At 66.8% G+C, this 15,783-nt stretch carries 16 protein-coding genes; 8 read left to right on the forward strand and 8 right to left on the reverse strand.

All coding sequences use genetic code 11. From position 1 onward, the window contains the following. Positions 1-173 precede the first annotated feature (173 nt). Positions 174-860, forward strand: a complete 687-nt coding sequence (locus tag AC3FKH_RS12340) for a heavy metal response regulator transcription factor (RefSeq protein WP_488675863.1) — start codon at positions 174-176, stop codon at positions 858-860. After that, complete coding sequence (locus AC3FKH_RS12345) at positions 860-2,257, forward strand: heavy metal sensor histidine kinase (protein ID WP_488675865.1); 1,398 nt, start codon at positions 860-862, stop codon at positions 2,255-2,257. Before AC3FKH_RS12340 ends, AC3FKH_RS12345 begins: the two co-directional genes overlap by 1 nt. Before the next feature lie 3 nt (positions 2,258-2,260). Here AC3FKH_RS12345 and AC3FKH_RS12350 read toward each other — a convergent pair whose 3' ends face one another. The 5 genes from AC3FKH_RS12350 to AC3FKH_RS12370 are packed head-to-tail and all read right to left on the reverse strand — an operon-like array spanning position 2,261 to position 6,163. Beyond that, positions 2,261-2,620 (reverse strand): hypothetical protein, encoded by a 360-nt coding sequence (locus AC3FKH_RS12350; RefSeq protein ID WP_488675867.1) that lies wholly within the window; start codon positions 2,618-2,620, stop codon positions 2,261-2,263. Positions 2,621-2,651: 31 nt separating this feature from the next. Further along, positions 2,652-3,818: an osmoprotectant ABC transporter ATP-binding protein OsmV gene (locus AC3FKH_RS12355; protein WP_488675869.1), complete on the reverse strand. Its 1,167-nt coding sequence runs from the start codon at positions 3,816-3,818 to the stop codon at positions 2,652-2,654. Further along, a complete protein-coding gene (locus AC3FKH_RS12360; protein ID WP_488675871.1) occupies positions 3,815-4,465 on the reverse strand; it encodes an ABC transporter permease in 651 nt (216 codons plus the stop codon). Before AC3FKH_RS12360 ends, AC3FKH_RS12355 begins: the two co-directional genes overlap by 4 nt. Positions 4,466-4,475: 10 nt before the next feature. Next, positions 4,476-5,423 carry a glycine betaine ABC transporter substrate-binding protein gene (locus tag AC3FKH_RS12365; RefSeq protein ID WP_488675873.1) on the reverse strand — a complete coding sequence of 316 codons (948 nt, stop codon included), beginning with the start codon at positions 5,421-5,423 and terminating at the stop codon, positions 4,476-4,478. A gap of 23 nt (positions 5,424-5,446) precedes the next feature. Next, positions 5,447-6,163, reverse strand: a complete 717-nt coding sequence (locus AC3FKH_RS12370; RefSeq protein ID WP_488675874.1) for an ABC transporter permease — start codon at positions 6,161-6,163, stop codon at positions 5,447-5,449. Positions 6,164-6,861: 698 nt separating this feature from the next. Here AC3FKH_RS12370 and AC3FKH_RS12375 point away from each other — a divergent pair. The 6 genes from AC3FKH_RS12375 (at position 6,862) to AC3FKH_RS12400 (ending at position 13,411) form a co-directional block, all read left to right on the forward strand. Continuing rightward, a complete protein-coding gene (locus AC3FKH_RS12375; RefSeq protein WP_488675875.1) occupies positions 6,862-7,791 on the forward strand; it encodes a pirin family protein in 930 nt (309 codons plus the stop codon). A gap of 310 nt (positions 7,792-8,101) precedes the next feature. Then, on the forward strand, positions 8,102-9,679 hold the full coding sequence (locus AC3FKH_RS12380; protein WP_488675877.1) for an ABC transporter ATP-binding protein: 1,578 nt from the start codon (positions 8,102-8,104) through the stop codon (positions 9,677-9,679). Then, a complete protein-coding gene (locus AC3FKH_RS12385; RefSeq protein ID WP_488675879.1) occupies positions 9,672-10,781 on the forward strand; it encodes an ABC transporter permease in 1,110 nt (369 codons plus the stop codon). The genes AC3FKH_RS12380 and AC3FKH_RS12385 overlap by 8 nt, the downstream gene beginning before the upstream one ends. A gap of 17 nt (positions 10,782-10,798) precedes the next feature. After that, entirely contained in the window at positions 10,799-11,719 is a 921-nt protein-coding gene (locus AC3FKH_RS12390) for an ABC transporter permease (protein WP_483710797.1), read from the forward strand. A gap of 67 nt (positions 11,720-11,786) precedes the next feature. Further along, positions 11,787-12,932, forward strand: a complete 1,146-nt coding sequence (locus AC3FKH_RS12395; RefSeq protein WP_488675882.1) for a BMP family ABC transporter substrate-binding protein — start codon at positions 11,787-11,789, stop codon at positions 12,930-12,932. Between the two features lie 185 nt (positions 12,933-13,117). Beyond that, complete coding sequence (locus AC3FKH_RS12400) at positions 13,118-13,411, forward strand: YkvA family protein (protein ID WP_488675883.1); 294 nt, start codon at positions 13,118-13,120, stop codon at positions 13,409-13,411. A gap of 74 nt (positions 13,412-13,485) precedes the next feature. On the opposite strand, the gene AC3FKH_RS12405 is transcribed toward AC3FKH_RS12400, so the two are convergent. From AC3FKH_RS12405 to AC3FKH_RS12415, 3 genes are all read right to left on the reverse strand, one after another. Then, a complete protein-coding gene (locus AC3FKH_RS12405) occupies positions 13,486-14,463 on the reverse strand; it encodes a quinone oxidoreductase family protein (protein ID WP_488675885.1) in 978 nt (325 codons plus the stop codon). Positions 14,464-14,504: 41 nt separating this feature from the next. After that, a complete protein-coding gene (locus AC3FKH_RS12410; RefSeq protein ID WP_488675887.1) occupies positions 14,505-14,894 on the reverse strand; it encodes a methylglyoxal synthase in 390 nt (129 codons plus the stop codon). 67 nt (positions 14,895-14,961) lie between these two features. Continuing rightward, positions 14,962-15,750, reverse strand: a complete 789-nt coding sequence (locus AC3FKH_RS12415) for an SDR family oxidoreductase (RefSeq protein ID WP_483729931.1) — start codon at positions 15,748-15,750, stop codon at positions 14,962-14,964. Positions 15,751-15,783: the final 33 nt, after the last annotated feature.

The following is a 15,783-nucleotide window of genomic DNA, read 5'->3' on the forward strand; positions in this document are numbered from 1 at the left end:
CGATAGCCGCACTTGTCAGCGGCAGGCAAAGCATACGCAAGGCCAGGGAACGTGCACATGACCCCGAAATTACAATCCGGTAATCTTGGCGTCATCTTGGTGTTCATTGCCCTCGGCTACAGTCGCCGTTCGCCAGCGGCGTGCGGTGCGCGGCGGCAACAAGGAAAGCGCTGATGAAACTGCTGGTAGTGGAAGACGAGGCCAAAACCGGTGAATACCTCCGGCAAGGCCTGACCGAGGCGGGCTTCGTGGTGGACCTGGCCGCCAACGGGCTGGACGGCCACCACCTGGCCATGAGCGAAGCCTACGACCTCATCATCCTCGACGTGATGCTGCCCGACGTGGATGGCTGGCGCATCTTGCAGACACTGCGCGCGGCCGACAACCATGTGCCGGTGCTGTTCCTGACCGCGCGCGACAGCGTGGCCGACCGCGTCAAGGGGCTGGAGCTCGGTGCGGACGACTACCTGGTCAAGCCGTTCGCCTTTGCCGAGCTGCTGGCACGCGTGCGCACGCTGCTGCGGCGTGGCAGCGCGCAGGTCAGCGTGGACCGCGTGCAGGTCGGCGACCTGGTGCTGGACCTGGCGCGCCGGCGCGCATCGCGCGGCGGGCGCCGCATCGTGCTGACCAGCAAGGAGTTCTCGCTGCTCGAACTGCTGGTGCGCCGGCGCGGCGAGGTGCTGCCGCGCTCGCTGATCGCGTCGCAGGTGTGGGACATGAACTTCGACAGCGACAGCAATGTCATCGACGTGGCCATCCGCCGCCTGCGCGCCAAGATCGACGACGATTTCGACACCAAGCTGATCCAGACCGTGCGCGGCATGGGCTACGTGCTCGAAGACCCCGAGGACATGGCGTGATGCGGCGCTTATCGCTGACGACGCGCCTGACCGCGCTGTTCTGCCTGTCTTCGGCCGGCGTGCTGCTGGGGCTCGGCATCCTGATCGCGACCGCCATGGACCGGCATTTCGCGGAAGAGGATTTTGCGAGCCTGGGCGACAACGTCCGGCTGATCGAGCGGATCGCCGCCGAGAATACCTCCGCATCGGTGCCCGAACGGCTGGCCGTGGCGCTGGAACACCATCCCGGGTTCATCGCCCACGTCACTGCGGCCGATGGCCAGACCTTGTACACGAGCCATGGCTTCGATTTCCAGACCGCCCTTGGGACCGCCTCGGTCCTGCCGGCCGGGCGCGACAGCTTTGTCTGGGAACAGGATGGCAAGCACTACCGCGGCCTGCGCACCACCGTGCCGGCCGCGGGCGGATGGCCGGCGCCGCTGACCATCGTGGTCGGCATGGACACCGAAATCCACGCGCACTTCATGCGCGCGTTCCGTCGTTCGCTGGTCTTCTACATCGCGCTGGCCGCGCTGGCCAGCGGCCTGCTCGGCTGGTGGGCCGCCCGGCGCGGTCTGGCGCCGCTGCGCACCATGGCCACGCGCGCACGCGCCGTGACCGCGCACAAGCTCGACGCGCGCATGCCCGTGGAAGCGGTGCCCGTGGAAATGGCGGACCTTGCGGCGACGCTGAACGCCATGCTGGAGCGCTTGCAGCGCGACTTCGGACGGCTCTCCGAATTCTCGTCCGACCTTGCGCATGAACTTCGCACGCCGCTGACCAACCTGATGACGCAGACGCACGTCGTGCTCTCGCAACCGCGAGCGGCCGAGAAGTACCGCGACGTGCTGGCGTCGAATGCCGAGGAACTCCAGCGCCTGACGCGCATGGTGTCGGACATGCTGTACCTGGCCCAGATGGAACACGGCCTCACCCTGCCCTGCGCCGAGCCGATCGACGCGGCGGTCGAAGTCCATGCCTTGTTCGAGTTCTATGACGCACTGGCCGAAGACAAGCGCGTACGCCTGTCGACGCGCGGAGAGGGGCGCTTCGTCGGCGACCGGCTGATGCTGCGCCGCGCGCTCAGCAACCTGCTGTCGAACGCACTGCGCTATACGCCGCCGGGCGGCGGCATCGCGGTGGAAATCGACGACGATGCCGATGGCGTCACGATTGCCGTGGAGAACGACGGCCAGGAGATCCGCCCGGACTTGCTGCCCGTGATCTTCGATCGCTTTTCGCGCGGCGACAAATCACGTGTTCGTCCGGATTCGGACAGTGTGGGATTGGGGTTGTCGATCACGCGCGCGATCATGGCCGCGCACGGAGGCACCATCGCCGTGCAGTCCGCGGGTGGCAAGACGCGCTTTACGCTCAGCTTCCGGCGGCAGGCTGCCTCCGCTACGGTGGCAGCCTGAGCTTCATTCGATCGCCGTCAGCAGCCGGTACGCGTCGTCTTCCGTGATCTTGAGCCGATACTTGGTGGCCAGCACGCGAGCCAGCGCACGCGCTGCGCCCGGCGGGCTGTGCCGCAACTGCTCGCGATAGGCCTCGACTTCGTAGCGCAGCCGCCAGCGCCGGCTGAGCAGATAGAGCACGCCCATCAAACCCCAGCTGCGCCAGAACTGGCGCACATGCACCTTCTCATGCTCGATCAGCGCGTGGCTGGCGCCGGGACGCAGCAGGATCAGCGGCCCCGGCGTAAAGCCGTCAAACCCGCGCGGCACCAGCCAGCGGGTTTCGATCATCAGGCATAGCGGGGAGCGGCAGTAACGGACCATGGCGCCAGCATAGCGCTAACCGCGGCTGTCCTCACGCCGCGGCGCGCAGCGGTTCCGCCGGCAACTGGATGACCGGCGCGCTGCCGCGCGAACGGCCCGAGCTGAGGTAGCCCGCGATTGAATCCTGCGTCACTTCGCCAAGGTAGGCGCCGTCGGCATCGACCACCGGCAGCCAGCTCGTGTTGTGCTGGTACATGCGCGACAGCAGGATGCGCAGGTGCTCGTCGGACGTGGCCGTGGCGGGGAACGCACGCATCGCGTCGCTGCAGCGGCCCTTGCCCGCGCGCGCATCGCGGCGCGTGACGTAGCCCAGCGCGCGCTGCGCATCGTCGACCACCGGCAGGTGGCGCACGTCGGCGTCGTCCATCACGCCGAACGCTTCGGACAGCGCCATGTCCGGACGACAGGTCGGCGGCATCGTCGCCGCATCGCCAGCGCTCACGAGCAGCAGGCGCTTGAGCGTGTTGTCGTGGCCGACAAAGGCCTGCACGAACTCATCCGCCGGGTGCGCCAGCAGCGCGTCGGGATGATCGAACTGCACCAGCTTGCCGCGCCGGAACACCGCCACCTTGCTGGCCAGCTTGATGGCCTCGTCGATATCGTGCGAGACCATGATCACGGTCTTGCCGAGCTGGCGCTGCATCTGCAGGAATTCGTTCTGGATGCTTTCGCGGTTGATCGGATCGACCGCGCCGAAGGGCTCGTCCATCAGCAGCACCGGCGCGTCGGCCGCGAGCGCGCGGATCACGCCGATGCGCTGCTGCTGCCCGCCCGACAGTTCGCGCGGATAGCGCGACAGCATGCGGTTCGGATCGAGCTGCACCATCGACATCAGCTCGCGCGCGCGCTCGTGGCAGCGGCGCTTGTCCCAGCCGAGCATGCGCGGCACGACCATGATGTTCTCTTCGATCGTCATGTTCGGGAACAGGCCGATCTGCTGGATCACGTAGCCGATCTTGCGGCGCAGCGCCACGCCGTCGATGCCGACGGTGTCCTCGCCATCGATGCGCACGGTGCCGGAGGTCGGCTCGATCAGCCGGTTGATCATCTTCAGCGTGGTGGTCTTGCCGCAGCCAGACGGCCCCAGGAACACGCAGATTTCCCCGCGCGGCACCGTCAGCGAGACAGCATCCACTGCCCGCACTTCGGTGCCGTCTTTTTGCGGGAAGGCCTTGGTCAGTCGGTCGAGTTCGATCATAGTCGGATTCCTTTTGGCGTCAGCACCTTCTGCAGCCATTGCAGGAAGGCATCCGCCACGATGGCGAGCACGCTGACCAGGACCGCGCCCACGGCCAGCTTGCTCATATTGCTCTGGCTGATCGCCTGCAGGATCAGCACCCCAAGGCCACCCGCGCCGATGATGGCGGCAATGGTGGCTACGCCGATATTCATCACCACGGCCGTGCGCACGCCGCCCAGGATCACCGGCACGGCCAGCGGCAGGTCGACGCGGCGCATGCGCTGCCACGTCGTCATGCCGATGCCGCGTCCGGCTTCCTGGATGCCCGGGTCGATATTGGCCAGCGCGGTATAGGTGTTGCGCATGATCGGCAGCAGCGAGTACAGGAACACCGCGGTCACGGCGGGCACGTAGCCGAGCGCGTGCCCGAAGCGCGCGAAGATCGGGATCATCAGGCCGAACAGCGCGATCGACGGCAGCGTCAGCACGATCGTCGCCAGCGTCAGCAGTGGCGTGGCCAGCCAGCGGAAACGCGTGATGGCGATGCCCAGCGGCACGCCAATCAGGATCGCCATGCCCACGGCCGTGCCCACCAGCGCCAGGTGTTCGGCGGTGAGCTTAAGCAGCGTCGGCCAGCTATGGTGAAGGTAGGTCAGCAAGTCCATGCGCGCCTCCTCAGATCAGGCCATGGCTGCGCAGGAACTCTGCCGCCACCTTGTCCACCGGCTGCTGGCCGATGTCCACCTGGTAGTTCATGTCGGTCATCGACGCGTTGTCGAGCTTCGCCGCCAGTGCGTTGAGCAGCGTGGCGAGTTCGGGGTGCTTGTCGAGCGCGGCCTGGCGCACCACGGGCACTGCGCTGTAGTCCGGGAAGAAATGCAGATCGTCTTCGAGCAGCACGAGTTCGAAGCCCTTCACGCGGCCGTCGGTCGTGTACACCAGGCCGAGGTCGACCTGGTTGTTCTTGAGCGCCGTATAGACCAGGCCCGGGTCGAGCTGGATCACGTCGCGGCGCGTGAACGGCAGCTTGTACTGTGCCTTGAGCGGCTCGAGCCCGTCCGGGCGCGCGGCGAATTCCATGTCGACCGCGAACGGATGCCGCGCGTCCTCGCCGCCCTTGCGCATCTTTTCGGCATAGGCCGACAGCGTGGTGACGCCGCTCGACTGCGCGCGCTCCTTCGGCATGGCCAGCGCGTAGGTGTTGTTGATGCCCGACGGCTCCAGCCAGACCAGGCCGCGCGCGGCATCGAGCGCCTTCACGCGCGCATAGCTTGCCTTCGCGTCGAGCTTTTCCTCGACCTTGTTGAAGACGATCAGCGCGGTGCCGGTGTAGTCCCACACCACGTCGAGCTGGCCGCTCTCCAGGGCCTGGCGCATCAGCGTGCTGCCCAGGCCCGCGGTCAGTTCGGTGCCGATGCCCTTGGCACGCAGGTACTGCGACGTCATCGACGACAGGATCAACTGCTCGGTGAAATTCTTGCCGCCCACGCGCACCGGCGCGGCTTCGGCTACGGATGCCTGCGCCCGGGCTGGCGCGGAACTCAGCAGCACGGCGGCGAGCACGGTGCCCGCCAGCATGAAGGCCCAGAAGGCGCGGCGTTCGCGGTCTCGTTTCGGTTCCATGGGTTTCTCCTCTCGGCCGCCGCTCATCGCGCCAGGCCCCGGCGGCGCAGGTACAGGTTGCCGGCGCCGGCAAAGAGCGCGTCCAGCGCCAGCGCCAGCAGCGCAGTGGCGGCGGCGCCCAGCAGCAGCAGCGGCTGGTTGTTCAGGTAGATGCCCGGGAAGATCAGTTCGCCAAGGCTGTTGGCGCCGATCAGGAACGACAGCGGCACGGTGCCCACGTTGATCACCAGGCTGATGCGGATGCCCGCCAGCATCACCGGCAGCGCGTTCGGCAGCTCCACGCGCAGCAGCCGCTGGCACGGCGTCATGCCGATGCCGCGCGCGGCTTCGAGCAGCGTCGGCGAAACCGTGCGCAGGCCTTCGTAGGTGTTGCGCACGATGGGTAGCAGCGACGCGAGCCACAGCGCCAGGATGGCGGGCCGCTCGCCGATGCCCAACACAGCCAGCGCCAGCGCCAGCACCGCGAGCGACGGCACCGTGTTGCCGACGTTGAAGACCTGCATCAGCCGGTCCGCCCATCGGCGCATGCACGGGCGGCTCAGCACGATGCCGGCCGGAATGCCGGTGGCCAGCGCGAGCGCCATCGAAAACGCGACCAGCCGCAGGTGGTCGGCCAAGTCGTAAAGCAGGCGATCCTGATGCTGGCGGATGATCTCCGGGCCGATCCAGGCAACGACTCCGCCCAGCGCCAGCACGGTCAGGCATCCCCAGGCGAATACCCGCATGGATTGCTTTGACATAGTTCCCCTAACCGCGAATCGAAAGCGTATAAAGCACCACTTTCCGCACGCGGAAAACAAAATGGGCAAGGCGGTCGTGACATTGGGGCGCCGCCGTCCCGGTTCAGATTGCATTGCCGCCATGACCGGCACGATTGCCAGCGGACGGGCTTTTGGGCTTCCGCACCATGGGCGCGAAGTCCGATTGACGGGATGCCGCAGCCCTTGGGCGAGCGGGTCCCTGAAGCGGCGCACGGTTATGGACCAGAAGCAGGACCAGAAGCCAGGTGGCCAAGGCAGCGCAAAAAGTGAAGAAGTCGACGCGCCGCCGAATGCATTGGCCGTTGCCAGACAAGGCCTGGCGGGGGCGCCAGGCGAGTCAATCCACGGCAACGGATGACAAAGAGAGCGCTATTATACCCATCTTCATCGATTTTGTCATTTCCGCCTGTCTTGCAGCCTTTTACAGCGGCTTTTCAAGCATTTCGCAATGCTGCCCGAGGACCTCAGGCATTTCGCGAAAACGCGGATACGATCGTTAATGCCAACGGGTCGAATACGCCCAGATTGCGCATCTGGATAGAACAATCTGTTGCCTATGCGCCCTCTACTCTTTCGCGGTCAAACCTCTACATTGTTGGTGTAGCTGAACACGACGCGGCCCGAATGACGGCAACAGCAACGCCCCGCCCGCCGGCCCGCCAACTGGAGAAAGAATCATGGAAACCCGCACCCCTATCACCACCGTTCCGGCCACCGCACAGGAATCCGTGCAGCGCTCGCGCGCCGTCGATCGCGTCGTGCGCGGCATTGCCACCTCGGACGGTGCCGGCGTCAAGCTGACGCGCGTGCTGACGCAGAACCTGCAGCGCCGGCTGGACCCGTTCCTGATGCTCGACGCCTTCGGCACCGACAGCAAGGATGACTACATCGGCGGCTTCCCCGATCACCCGCACCGCGGCTTCGAGACCATCACCTATATGCTGGCCGGCCGCATGCGCCACCGCGACAGCGCCGGCAACGAAGGCCTGCTGCAGAACGGCGGCGCCCAGTGGATGGTGGCCGGCGCCGGCGTGGTGCACTCGGAAATGCCCGAGCAGGAAGACGGCCGCATGGAAGGCTTCCAGCTCTGGCTGAACCTGCCGGCGGCCGACAAGATGACGGCGCCGTGGTATCGCGACATGCCCGCCGACGCCATTCCGACGGTGGCGCTGGACAACGGCGGCACGGTGCGCGTGCTGGCAGGCGCCTCGCACGGCGTGGCCGGGGCGGTGACGCGGCCGGTGACGCAGCCGCTCTACCTTGACGTGCACCTGCCCGCCGGCCAGCAGTTCCGGCAGGCGCTGCCGGCAGGGCACAACGCCTTCGTCTATGTGTACCGCGGCGAGGTGTCGATCGGTGAAGGCAGCGACAAGGCGGTGCTCGAATCGCAGCGCATGGGCGTGCTGGACAATGCGGCCAACGCCGACGGCGTCATCGTCAACGCAGAGTCCCATGCGCACTTCCTGCTGATCGCCGGCCAGCCGCTGGGCGAGCCGATCGCCCAGTACGGCCCGTTCGTGATGAACACGCAGGAGCAGATCTACCAGACGCTGGCGGATTTCCGCGATGGGCGTTTTGCGACGACCGCTGCGGCTTCGGGGGCTTAACCCGCTCGCTGCGTTGGTTCCTCCCCTCGGCTAGGTCATCTGCCCGCCAAACCGCCGCCCTCCTCCGGAGCGCGGCGGTTTTTCCTTCCCGTCCGGCACGCGCCTTGCAACCACCCGCCAACCGTTGCGGCGCTTGGACAAACGCCCGAAACCGGCCGCCCAGGTGCCGCGCACTTATATAATTCGTACCCAATATCATGCATCACGAAATCATGATGAATGCTGCATTGCGTCGCGGCGATCCTGCGCCACGCACTGCCGCTGACTGACTGCCTTCCACGTTGCTGCCACAACAACCCGAGCCGCCTCAGTGACATCACAACTCCAACCCAGGCTGGCGCTAGCCCATATCAGCAAGCGCTATCCCGGCGTCATCGCGAACGATGACATCAGTCTCAGCGTCGCCCCCGGCGACATCCACGCCGTCCTTGGCGAGAACGGCGCCGGCAAATCCACCCTGATGAAGATCATCTTCGGCGCGGTCCGCCCGGACGCCGGCGAGATCCGCTTCAACGGGGCCCCGGTCACGATCAACAGTCCGCACGATGCCCGCAACCTGGGCATTGCCATGGTGTTCCAGCACTTCTCGCTGTTCGACACCCTGACTGTCACCGAGAACATCGCGCTGGGCCTGCCCGGCGGCCAGCACGGCGCGGGCAGCAGCATGAAGCAGTTGGCCGAGCGCATCCGCGCCACCGCCGAGCGCTATGGGCTGCCGCTGGAACCGAACCGCCATGTCCATACGCTGTCGGTCGGCGAACGGCAGCGCGTCGAGATCGTGCGCGCGCTGCTGGCCAACCCGCAGCTGCTGATCCTGGACGAGCCGACTTCGGTGCTGACGCCGCAGGCCGTGGAAACGCTGTTCGTCACGCTGCGCCAGCTCGCGGCCGAGGGCACCAGCATCCTCTACATCAGCCACAAGCTCGACGAAATCCGCGCGCTCTGCCACCACGCCACCGTGATGCGCATGGGCAAGGTCACGGGCGTGTGCGATCCGCGCCAGGAAAGCGCGGCGTCGCTGTCGCGCCTGATGATCGGCGGCGAGCCGCCGCGCGAAGCGCGCGTGGCCGCGCAGCGCGGCGATGTGCGCCTGAGCCTGCAGCAACTGTCGCTGCCGCGCGCGCATGCGTTCGCCACCGAGCTGCAACGGATCTCGCTCGATGTGCATGCCGGCGAGATCGTCGGCATTGCCGGCGTATCGGGCAACGGACAGCAGGAACTGCTGGCCGCGCTGTCCGGTGAAGACACGCGCGCGGATGCCGCGTCCGTGCAGCTGGCAGGCAAGCCAGCCGGCCGGCTCGATGCGCGCCAGCGGCGGCGCGCAGGGCTGGCCTTCGTGCCGGAAGAGCGCCTCGGGCGCGGCGCGGTGCCAGGCATGAGCCTGGCCACGAATACGCTGCTGTCGCACCAGACGCCCCCGTATGTGCGCAGCGGCATGATTTCGCCAAAGGCGGCGACCGGCCTGGCCACCTCGATCATCAACCGCTTCCGCGTGAAAGCGAGCGGGCCCGACGCACTGGCCCGCAGCCTGTCCGGCGGCAACCTGCAGAAGTTCATCGTCGGCCGCGAGATCGAAAGCGGCCCCAAGGTGCTGATCGTCGCGCAGCCGACCTGGGGCGTGGATGTCGGCGCCGCCGCGCAGATCCACAACGAGATCCTGGCGCTCAAGGCCACGGGCTGCGCCATCCTCGTGGTGTCGGAAGAACTTGATGAGTTGTTCGCCATCTGCGACCGGCTGCATGTCATCGCCAAGGGACAACTGTCGCCATCCATCCCGACCGAGACCGCGACGCGCGAACAGGTCGGACTGTGGATGAGCGGCTTGTGGGAAGGCGGCCCCGCGCAAGCGCGCGACACCCAGGCAGCGGAGGTGGCCAGCCATGGCTGAAATGCGCTCGCTGCTGCCCCGCTCCCCCATCACGCTGGCGCCGCGCGGACTGCCGTCGCGGAACATGGCCTATGCCTCGCCGGTGATCGCGCTCGCGCTCACGCTGCTGTTCGGCGCGCTGCTGTTCGTGGCGCTCGGCAAGGACCCGATGGCCGCGCTCAAGGTGTTCCTGGCCGACCCGCTGCGCGACAAGCGCGCGATTGGCGAAGTCCTGCTCAAGACCGTGCCGCTGGTGCTGTGCGCGCTGGGCCTTTCGGTCTGCTATCGCGCCAACGTGTGGAACATCGGCGCGGATGGCCAGCTCATTGCCGGCGGCATCTTCGCCGGCGCCACGGTGCTGTTCTTCGACGTGCCGGGCCAGACGCTGAACGGTACCGTGGTGCTGATCCTGGCGTCGCTCGCCGGCGTGATCGGCGGCATGGCGTGGGCATCGATCACGGCGCTGCTCAAGGATCGCTTCAACGCCAACGAGATCCTGGTCTCGCTGATGCTCACGTACATCGCGCAGCAGTTGATGTTGTGGGTGGTCAACGGGCCGTTGAAGGACCCCAACGGCATGAACTTCCCGCAGTCCAGGGTGTTCTCGTCCGAATACCTGCTGCCTAACCTGATGTCCGGCTCGCGCCTGCATGCGGGCTTCGCCGTGATGCTGGTGCTGGTCGCGGTGATGACGGTGTTCGTGTTCCGCAGCTTCGCGGGCTACCGCCTGCAGGTGGGCGGCACCGCGCCAGCTGCGGCGCGCTATGCCGGCTTCTCGTCGCGCAGCGCGCTGTGGAACGCGCTGCTGATCTCGGGCGCCACCGCGGGACTGGCCGGGGCGTTTGAAGTCACGGGCCCGATCGGCCAGTTGCTGCCGTCGATCTCGCCGGGCTACGGCTTCACGGCCATCATCGTCGCGTTCGTTGGCCGCCTGCATCCGGTCGGCACGGTGTTCGGCGGCATCATGATGTCGCTGTTCTATATCGGCGGCGAGATGGCGCAGTCGCGTCTGGGCCTGCCGTCGGCGATCGGCTGGGTGTTCCAGGGCATGCTGCTGTTCTTCCTGCTGGCCTGCGACACCCTTATCGAAAACCGCCTGCGCTGGCGCGCCACGGCAGCCTGAGCGGAGCAAACAAGAACATGGAACAACTCGCTCCCCTCATCGCCACCGCGATCAACGCCGGCACGCCACTGCTGCTGGCCGCGCTGGGCCTGCTCATCAACGAACGCTCCGGCGTGCTCAACCTCGGCGCCGAAGGCATGATGCTGGTCGCCGCCGTGGCCGGCTTCATGGTCGGCTACCAGACACAGCAGCCGCTGCTCGGCTTTCTTGCCGGCGCCGTCGCCGGCATGCTGATGGCCGCGCTGTTCTCGTGGCTGGCGCTGGTGCTGGCCACCAACCAGGTCGCCACGGGTCTTGCGCTGTCGATCTTCGGCACCGGCCTGTCGGCCTTCATGGGCCAGCGCTTCGTCGGCCACGCCATGCCGGCGCAGGCCAGGTCGATCCCCGGGCTGGCCGATATTCCATTCATCGGCCCCGCGTTCTTCCAGCAACACTGGATGGTGTATTTCAGCCTGCTGCTGTGCTTCGCGATCATGTGGTTCCTGTTCCGCACACGCGCGGGGCTCACGCTGCGCGCGATCGGCGAATCGCCGGAATCGGCGCACGCGCTCGGCTATCCGGTACGCACCATCCGCTTCGGCGCGCTGCTGTTCGGCGGCGCCTGCTGCGGCCTGGCCGGTGCTTACCTGTCGCTGGTGTACACGCCGATGTGGGTCGAGAACCTGGTGGCCGGCCGCGGCTGGATCGCGCTGGCGCTGACCACGTTCGCCACCTGGCGACCGGGCCGCGTGCTGGTCGGTGCGTGGCTGTTTGGCGGCGTGACGATCCTGCAGTTCTACCTGCAGGGCATCGGCGTGTCGGTGCCGTCGCAGTTCCTGTCGATGCTGCCGTACGCGGCCACCATCGTCGTGCTGGCGCTGATCTCGCGCAACCCGGCCTGGATCCGCCTGAACATGCCCGCCTCGCTCGGCAAGCCATTCCGTCCGGGCAGCGCCTGATGCCGCAGCGCAAGTCCTGATTCAACGAGCCTTCGAAAGCCAACACAATTCATCACAAGGAGAAATCATGATGGTCACGCGCAGGAAAACCCTGGCGGCACTGGCTGCCACCGCCCTGCTGGCGCTAGCCGGCTGCGGCAAGAAAGAAGCCGAAAAGCCGGCCGAGACCGCCGCGCCGGCCTCCGCGCCCGCCGCTGAACAGAAGGCCGAGCCGCTCAAGGTCGCCTTTGTCTACATCGGCCCGGTGGGCGACGCGGGCTGGACGTACGCGCACGACGCCGGCCGCAAGGCCGTGGAAGAGAAGTTCGGCGACAAGGTCAAGACCACCTTCGTCGAGAACGTGCCCGAATCCGCCGCCGACGCCGAGCGCGTGTTCCGCGACCTGGCCAGCCAGGGCAACAAGCTGATCTTCGGCACCACCTTCGGCTACATGGAGTCGATGCTCAAGGTCGCCAAGGAATTCCCGGACGTGAAGTTCGAGCACGCCACCGGCTTCAAGACCGCCGAGAACCTGGGCCAGTATGACGTGCGCACCTACGAGGGCGCCTACCTCGCAGGCGTGGTCGCCGGCAAGATGAGCAAGTCGGGCAAGATGGGCGTGGTCGGTTCCGTGCCCATCCCCGAGGTGATCCGCAATATCGACTCGTTCACGCTGGGCGCGCGCAGCGTCAACCCGAACGCGACCGTCAAGGTGGTCTGGGTGAACAAGTGGTTCGATCCGGGCAAGGAACGTGAAGCCGCCACGACGCTGATCGGCCAGGGCGTGGACATGCTGATGCAGAACACCGACTCCGCCGCCGTGGTGCAGACCGCGCAGGAGAAGGGCGTGTATGCGTTCGGCTGGGACAGCAACATGAGCAAGTTCGGCGAGAAGGCGCACCTGGCCGCGTCGGAAATCCAGTGGGGCGTCTACTACAACAAGGTGGTGGACGACGTGCTGAACAACCGCTGGAAGAGCGACACCACGTGGTGGGGCCTGAAGGAAGGCATGATCGACCTGAAGGACTTCAACCCGACCGTGCCCGAGGACGTGAAGGGGCTCGTCGCCGAGCGCAAGAAGGGCATCGTCGACGGTTCCGCACCGATCTGGAAGGGTCCGATCAAGGACAACACCGGCAAGGAACAGGTCGCCAAGGACCAGACCGCCGACGACAACTTCCTGCACAACGTGAAGTTCTACGTCGAAGGCGTGGAAGGCAAGATCCCGGGCTGATCTTTGGCGTCAGCCCCTGCCCGCATGCCATGACCGCATGCGGGCCCGCCCCCGGCGTTGCGGGGGCGCACCCCTCTTCTCTTTGCTCGGCCCAATCTCCTTCGGAACTTGAAGCCGCCTCGATCGGCCCAAGCTATCTGTGCACGCGTCATTTGCTGGCGTGCGCAATGTGAAGGAGGCCTCTCATGTGGAAGCGTTTTTCGGCCCTGTGGACGCTGGTGCGCCGCGACGGCCGGCTGTTCTGGTATGCGCTGCGGCATCCGGATGCGCCGCCCTGGCTCAAGCCCGCGGCCTTCGGGTTGTTTCTCTATGCGATCTCGCCGATCGATCTGATTCCTGATTTCATCGCCGGACTGGGGATCGTCGATGACGTGGTGCTGATTCCGCTGGCGGTGCATCTGATGCTCAAGCGGCTGCCGCCGCACATCCTGCGGCAGGCCGAGGCACGCGCGGCCGCCACCACGGTACGGACGCGCTGAGCGCAGCGAGAAAAGAAAAGCCCTGGACGGCAACCTGCCGTCCAGGGCTTTCTTCATCGCGGACTGCGACCGCCTCAGTACGGCAGCAGGATGGTCGATCCGGTTGTCTTGCGCGATTCCAGGTCGCGGTGCGCCTGCGCCACATCGGCCAGTGCATGACGCTGGCGGATATCGATCTTGACCTTGCCGCTGGTGACGACGTCGAACAGGTCCGCCACCATCGGCTCGAGCAGTTCGCGATGCACCACATAGGTCATCAACGTGGGCCGCGTCAGCCGCAGCGAGCCCTTGCTGCCGAGCACCGAAATATCGAACGGCGGCACGGGGCCGGACGCGTTGCCGAAGCTCACCATCGTGCCGCGCGGCGCCAGGCAGTCGAGCGAACCACGGAAGGTGTCCGCGCCGATGGAGTCATAGACCGCCGGCACGCCCTTGCCGCCGGTGACTTCCTTCACCTTGTCCACGAACGATTCGCGCGTATAGACGACGGTATGCGTGCAGCCATGCGCGCGCGCCAGCTCCGCCTTCTCGTCGCTGCCCACCGTGCCGATCACGGTGACGCCGAGCGCCTTCAGCCACTGGCACGCGATCAGCCCGACGCCGCCGGCGGCGGCATGCAGCAGCACGGTGTCGCCAGCCTGCACCCGATAGCTGTCGCGGATCAGGTACTGCACGGTCAGGCCCTGCAGCATCATCGCCGCGCCCTGCTCGAAGGAAATCGACTCGGGCAGGCGCACCACGATATCGGCAGGCATCACGCGCACTTGCGCATAGGCACCGGTCGGACGGCCCGCGTAGGCCACGCGATCGCCTGCGCTCAGGTGGGTCACGCCCGCGCCCACCGCCTCCACCACGCCCGCGCCTTCCATGCCCAGGCCGGCGGGCAGCGGCTGCTTGTAGAGGCCGGTGCGGAAGTAGACGTCGATATAGTTGAGCCCGACCGCTTCATGGCGGATACGGACTTCACCGGGGCCGGGATCGCCGACTTCCACGTCGACCCACTGCATCACTTCCGGTCCGCCGGTCTGTTCGATCCGGATGGCTTTGGTCATCTGCATATCTCCTGTCAGGTCAGGCTGGATGGGATTGGCGATCAGGCCTTTGCCTCGACGCGGCACAGCTCGGCGATCACCAGGTCCGCCGTGGCGACGTTGGTCGCGCACGGCACGTTATGCACATCGCAGGCGCGTACCAGGGCGTTGATATCGGGTTCGTGCGGCTGCGGCGTCATCGGGTCGCGCAGGAAGATCACGGCGCGCACGCGCCCTTCCGCCAGTTGCGCGCCGATCTGCAGGTCACCGCCCCACGGCCCGGACAGCATCCGCGTCACGTCCAGCCCGACTTCATCGATCAGGCGGCCACCGGTGGTGCCGGTCGCGAGCAGTTCGCACTGCGAAAGGAATTCGCGGTGCCGCGTGGCAAAGGCAACGATGTCGTCTTTCTTGTGGTCGTGTGCAATCAGGGCGATACGTGGGCAGGTCATCAAGGGTCCTTGTTGCGGTAAGCGACTGCGGGTAAGTAGTGCGGCCAGTGCCGGGGCCGCGCCGGGTTCAGAACGTGCCGGGGTAGGCGCCGCCGTCGAGCAGGATGTTCTGTGCCGTGATGTACGCGGCCTGGCGGCTGCACAGGAACGCGCAGGTGGCGCCGAACTCGGCCGGGTCGCCGAAGCGGCGCGACGGGTTCTGCGCGGCGCGCCGCTGCGCGATTTCCTCGATGCTCAGGTTGGCCTTCTGCGCCGCGCCTTCCATGGTCTTGGCCAGGCGATCGGTGTTGAACGGTCCCGGCAGCAAGTTATTGACCGTCACGCCGTGCTGCGCGACTTCGCGCGCCAGGCCGGCGATAAAACCGGTCAGGCCCGAGCGCGCGCCGTTGGACAGGCCCAGTATGTCGATCGGCGCCTTCACGGCACCGCTCGTGATGTTGATGATGCGGCCCCACTTGCGCGCGATCATGCCGTCGACCGTGGACTTGATCAGTTCGATCGGGGTCAGCATGTTGGCGTCGAGCGCGGCCAGCCACGCGTCGCGGTCCCAGTCGCGGAAATTGCCCGGCGGCGGGCCGCCCGCGTTGTTGACCAGGATGTCGAGATCGCCCAGCTTGGCCACGGCATCGAGCGCGGCCTTGCGGCCTTCCGGCTTCGTGATGTCGGTGGCCACCGCGACCACGCGACGGCCGTGGCGCGCGCGCAGGTCGGCCGCGGCTTTCTCCAGCGCATCGGCGCCGCGCGCCACGATCACCACATCGACGCCCTCGGCCGCCAGCGCGTCGGCGCAGGCAAAGCCCAGGCCCTTGCTCGCGCCGCACACCAGTGCATGCTTGCCACGCAGTCCCAGATCCATCGCTCGTTCTCCTTGTCGCTTGTTGCTTGTGTC

The sequence above is a fragment of the Cupriavidus sp. 21MJTG02-4 genome (assembly GCF_057798975.1).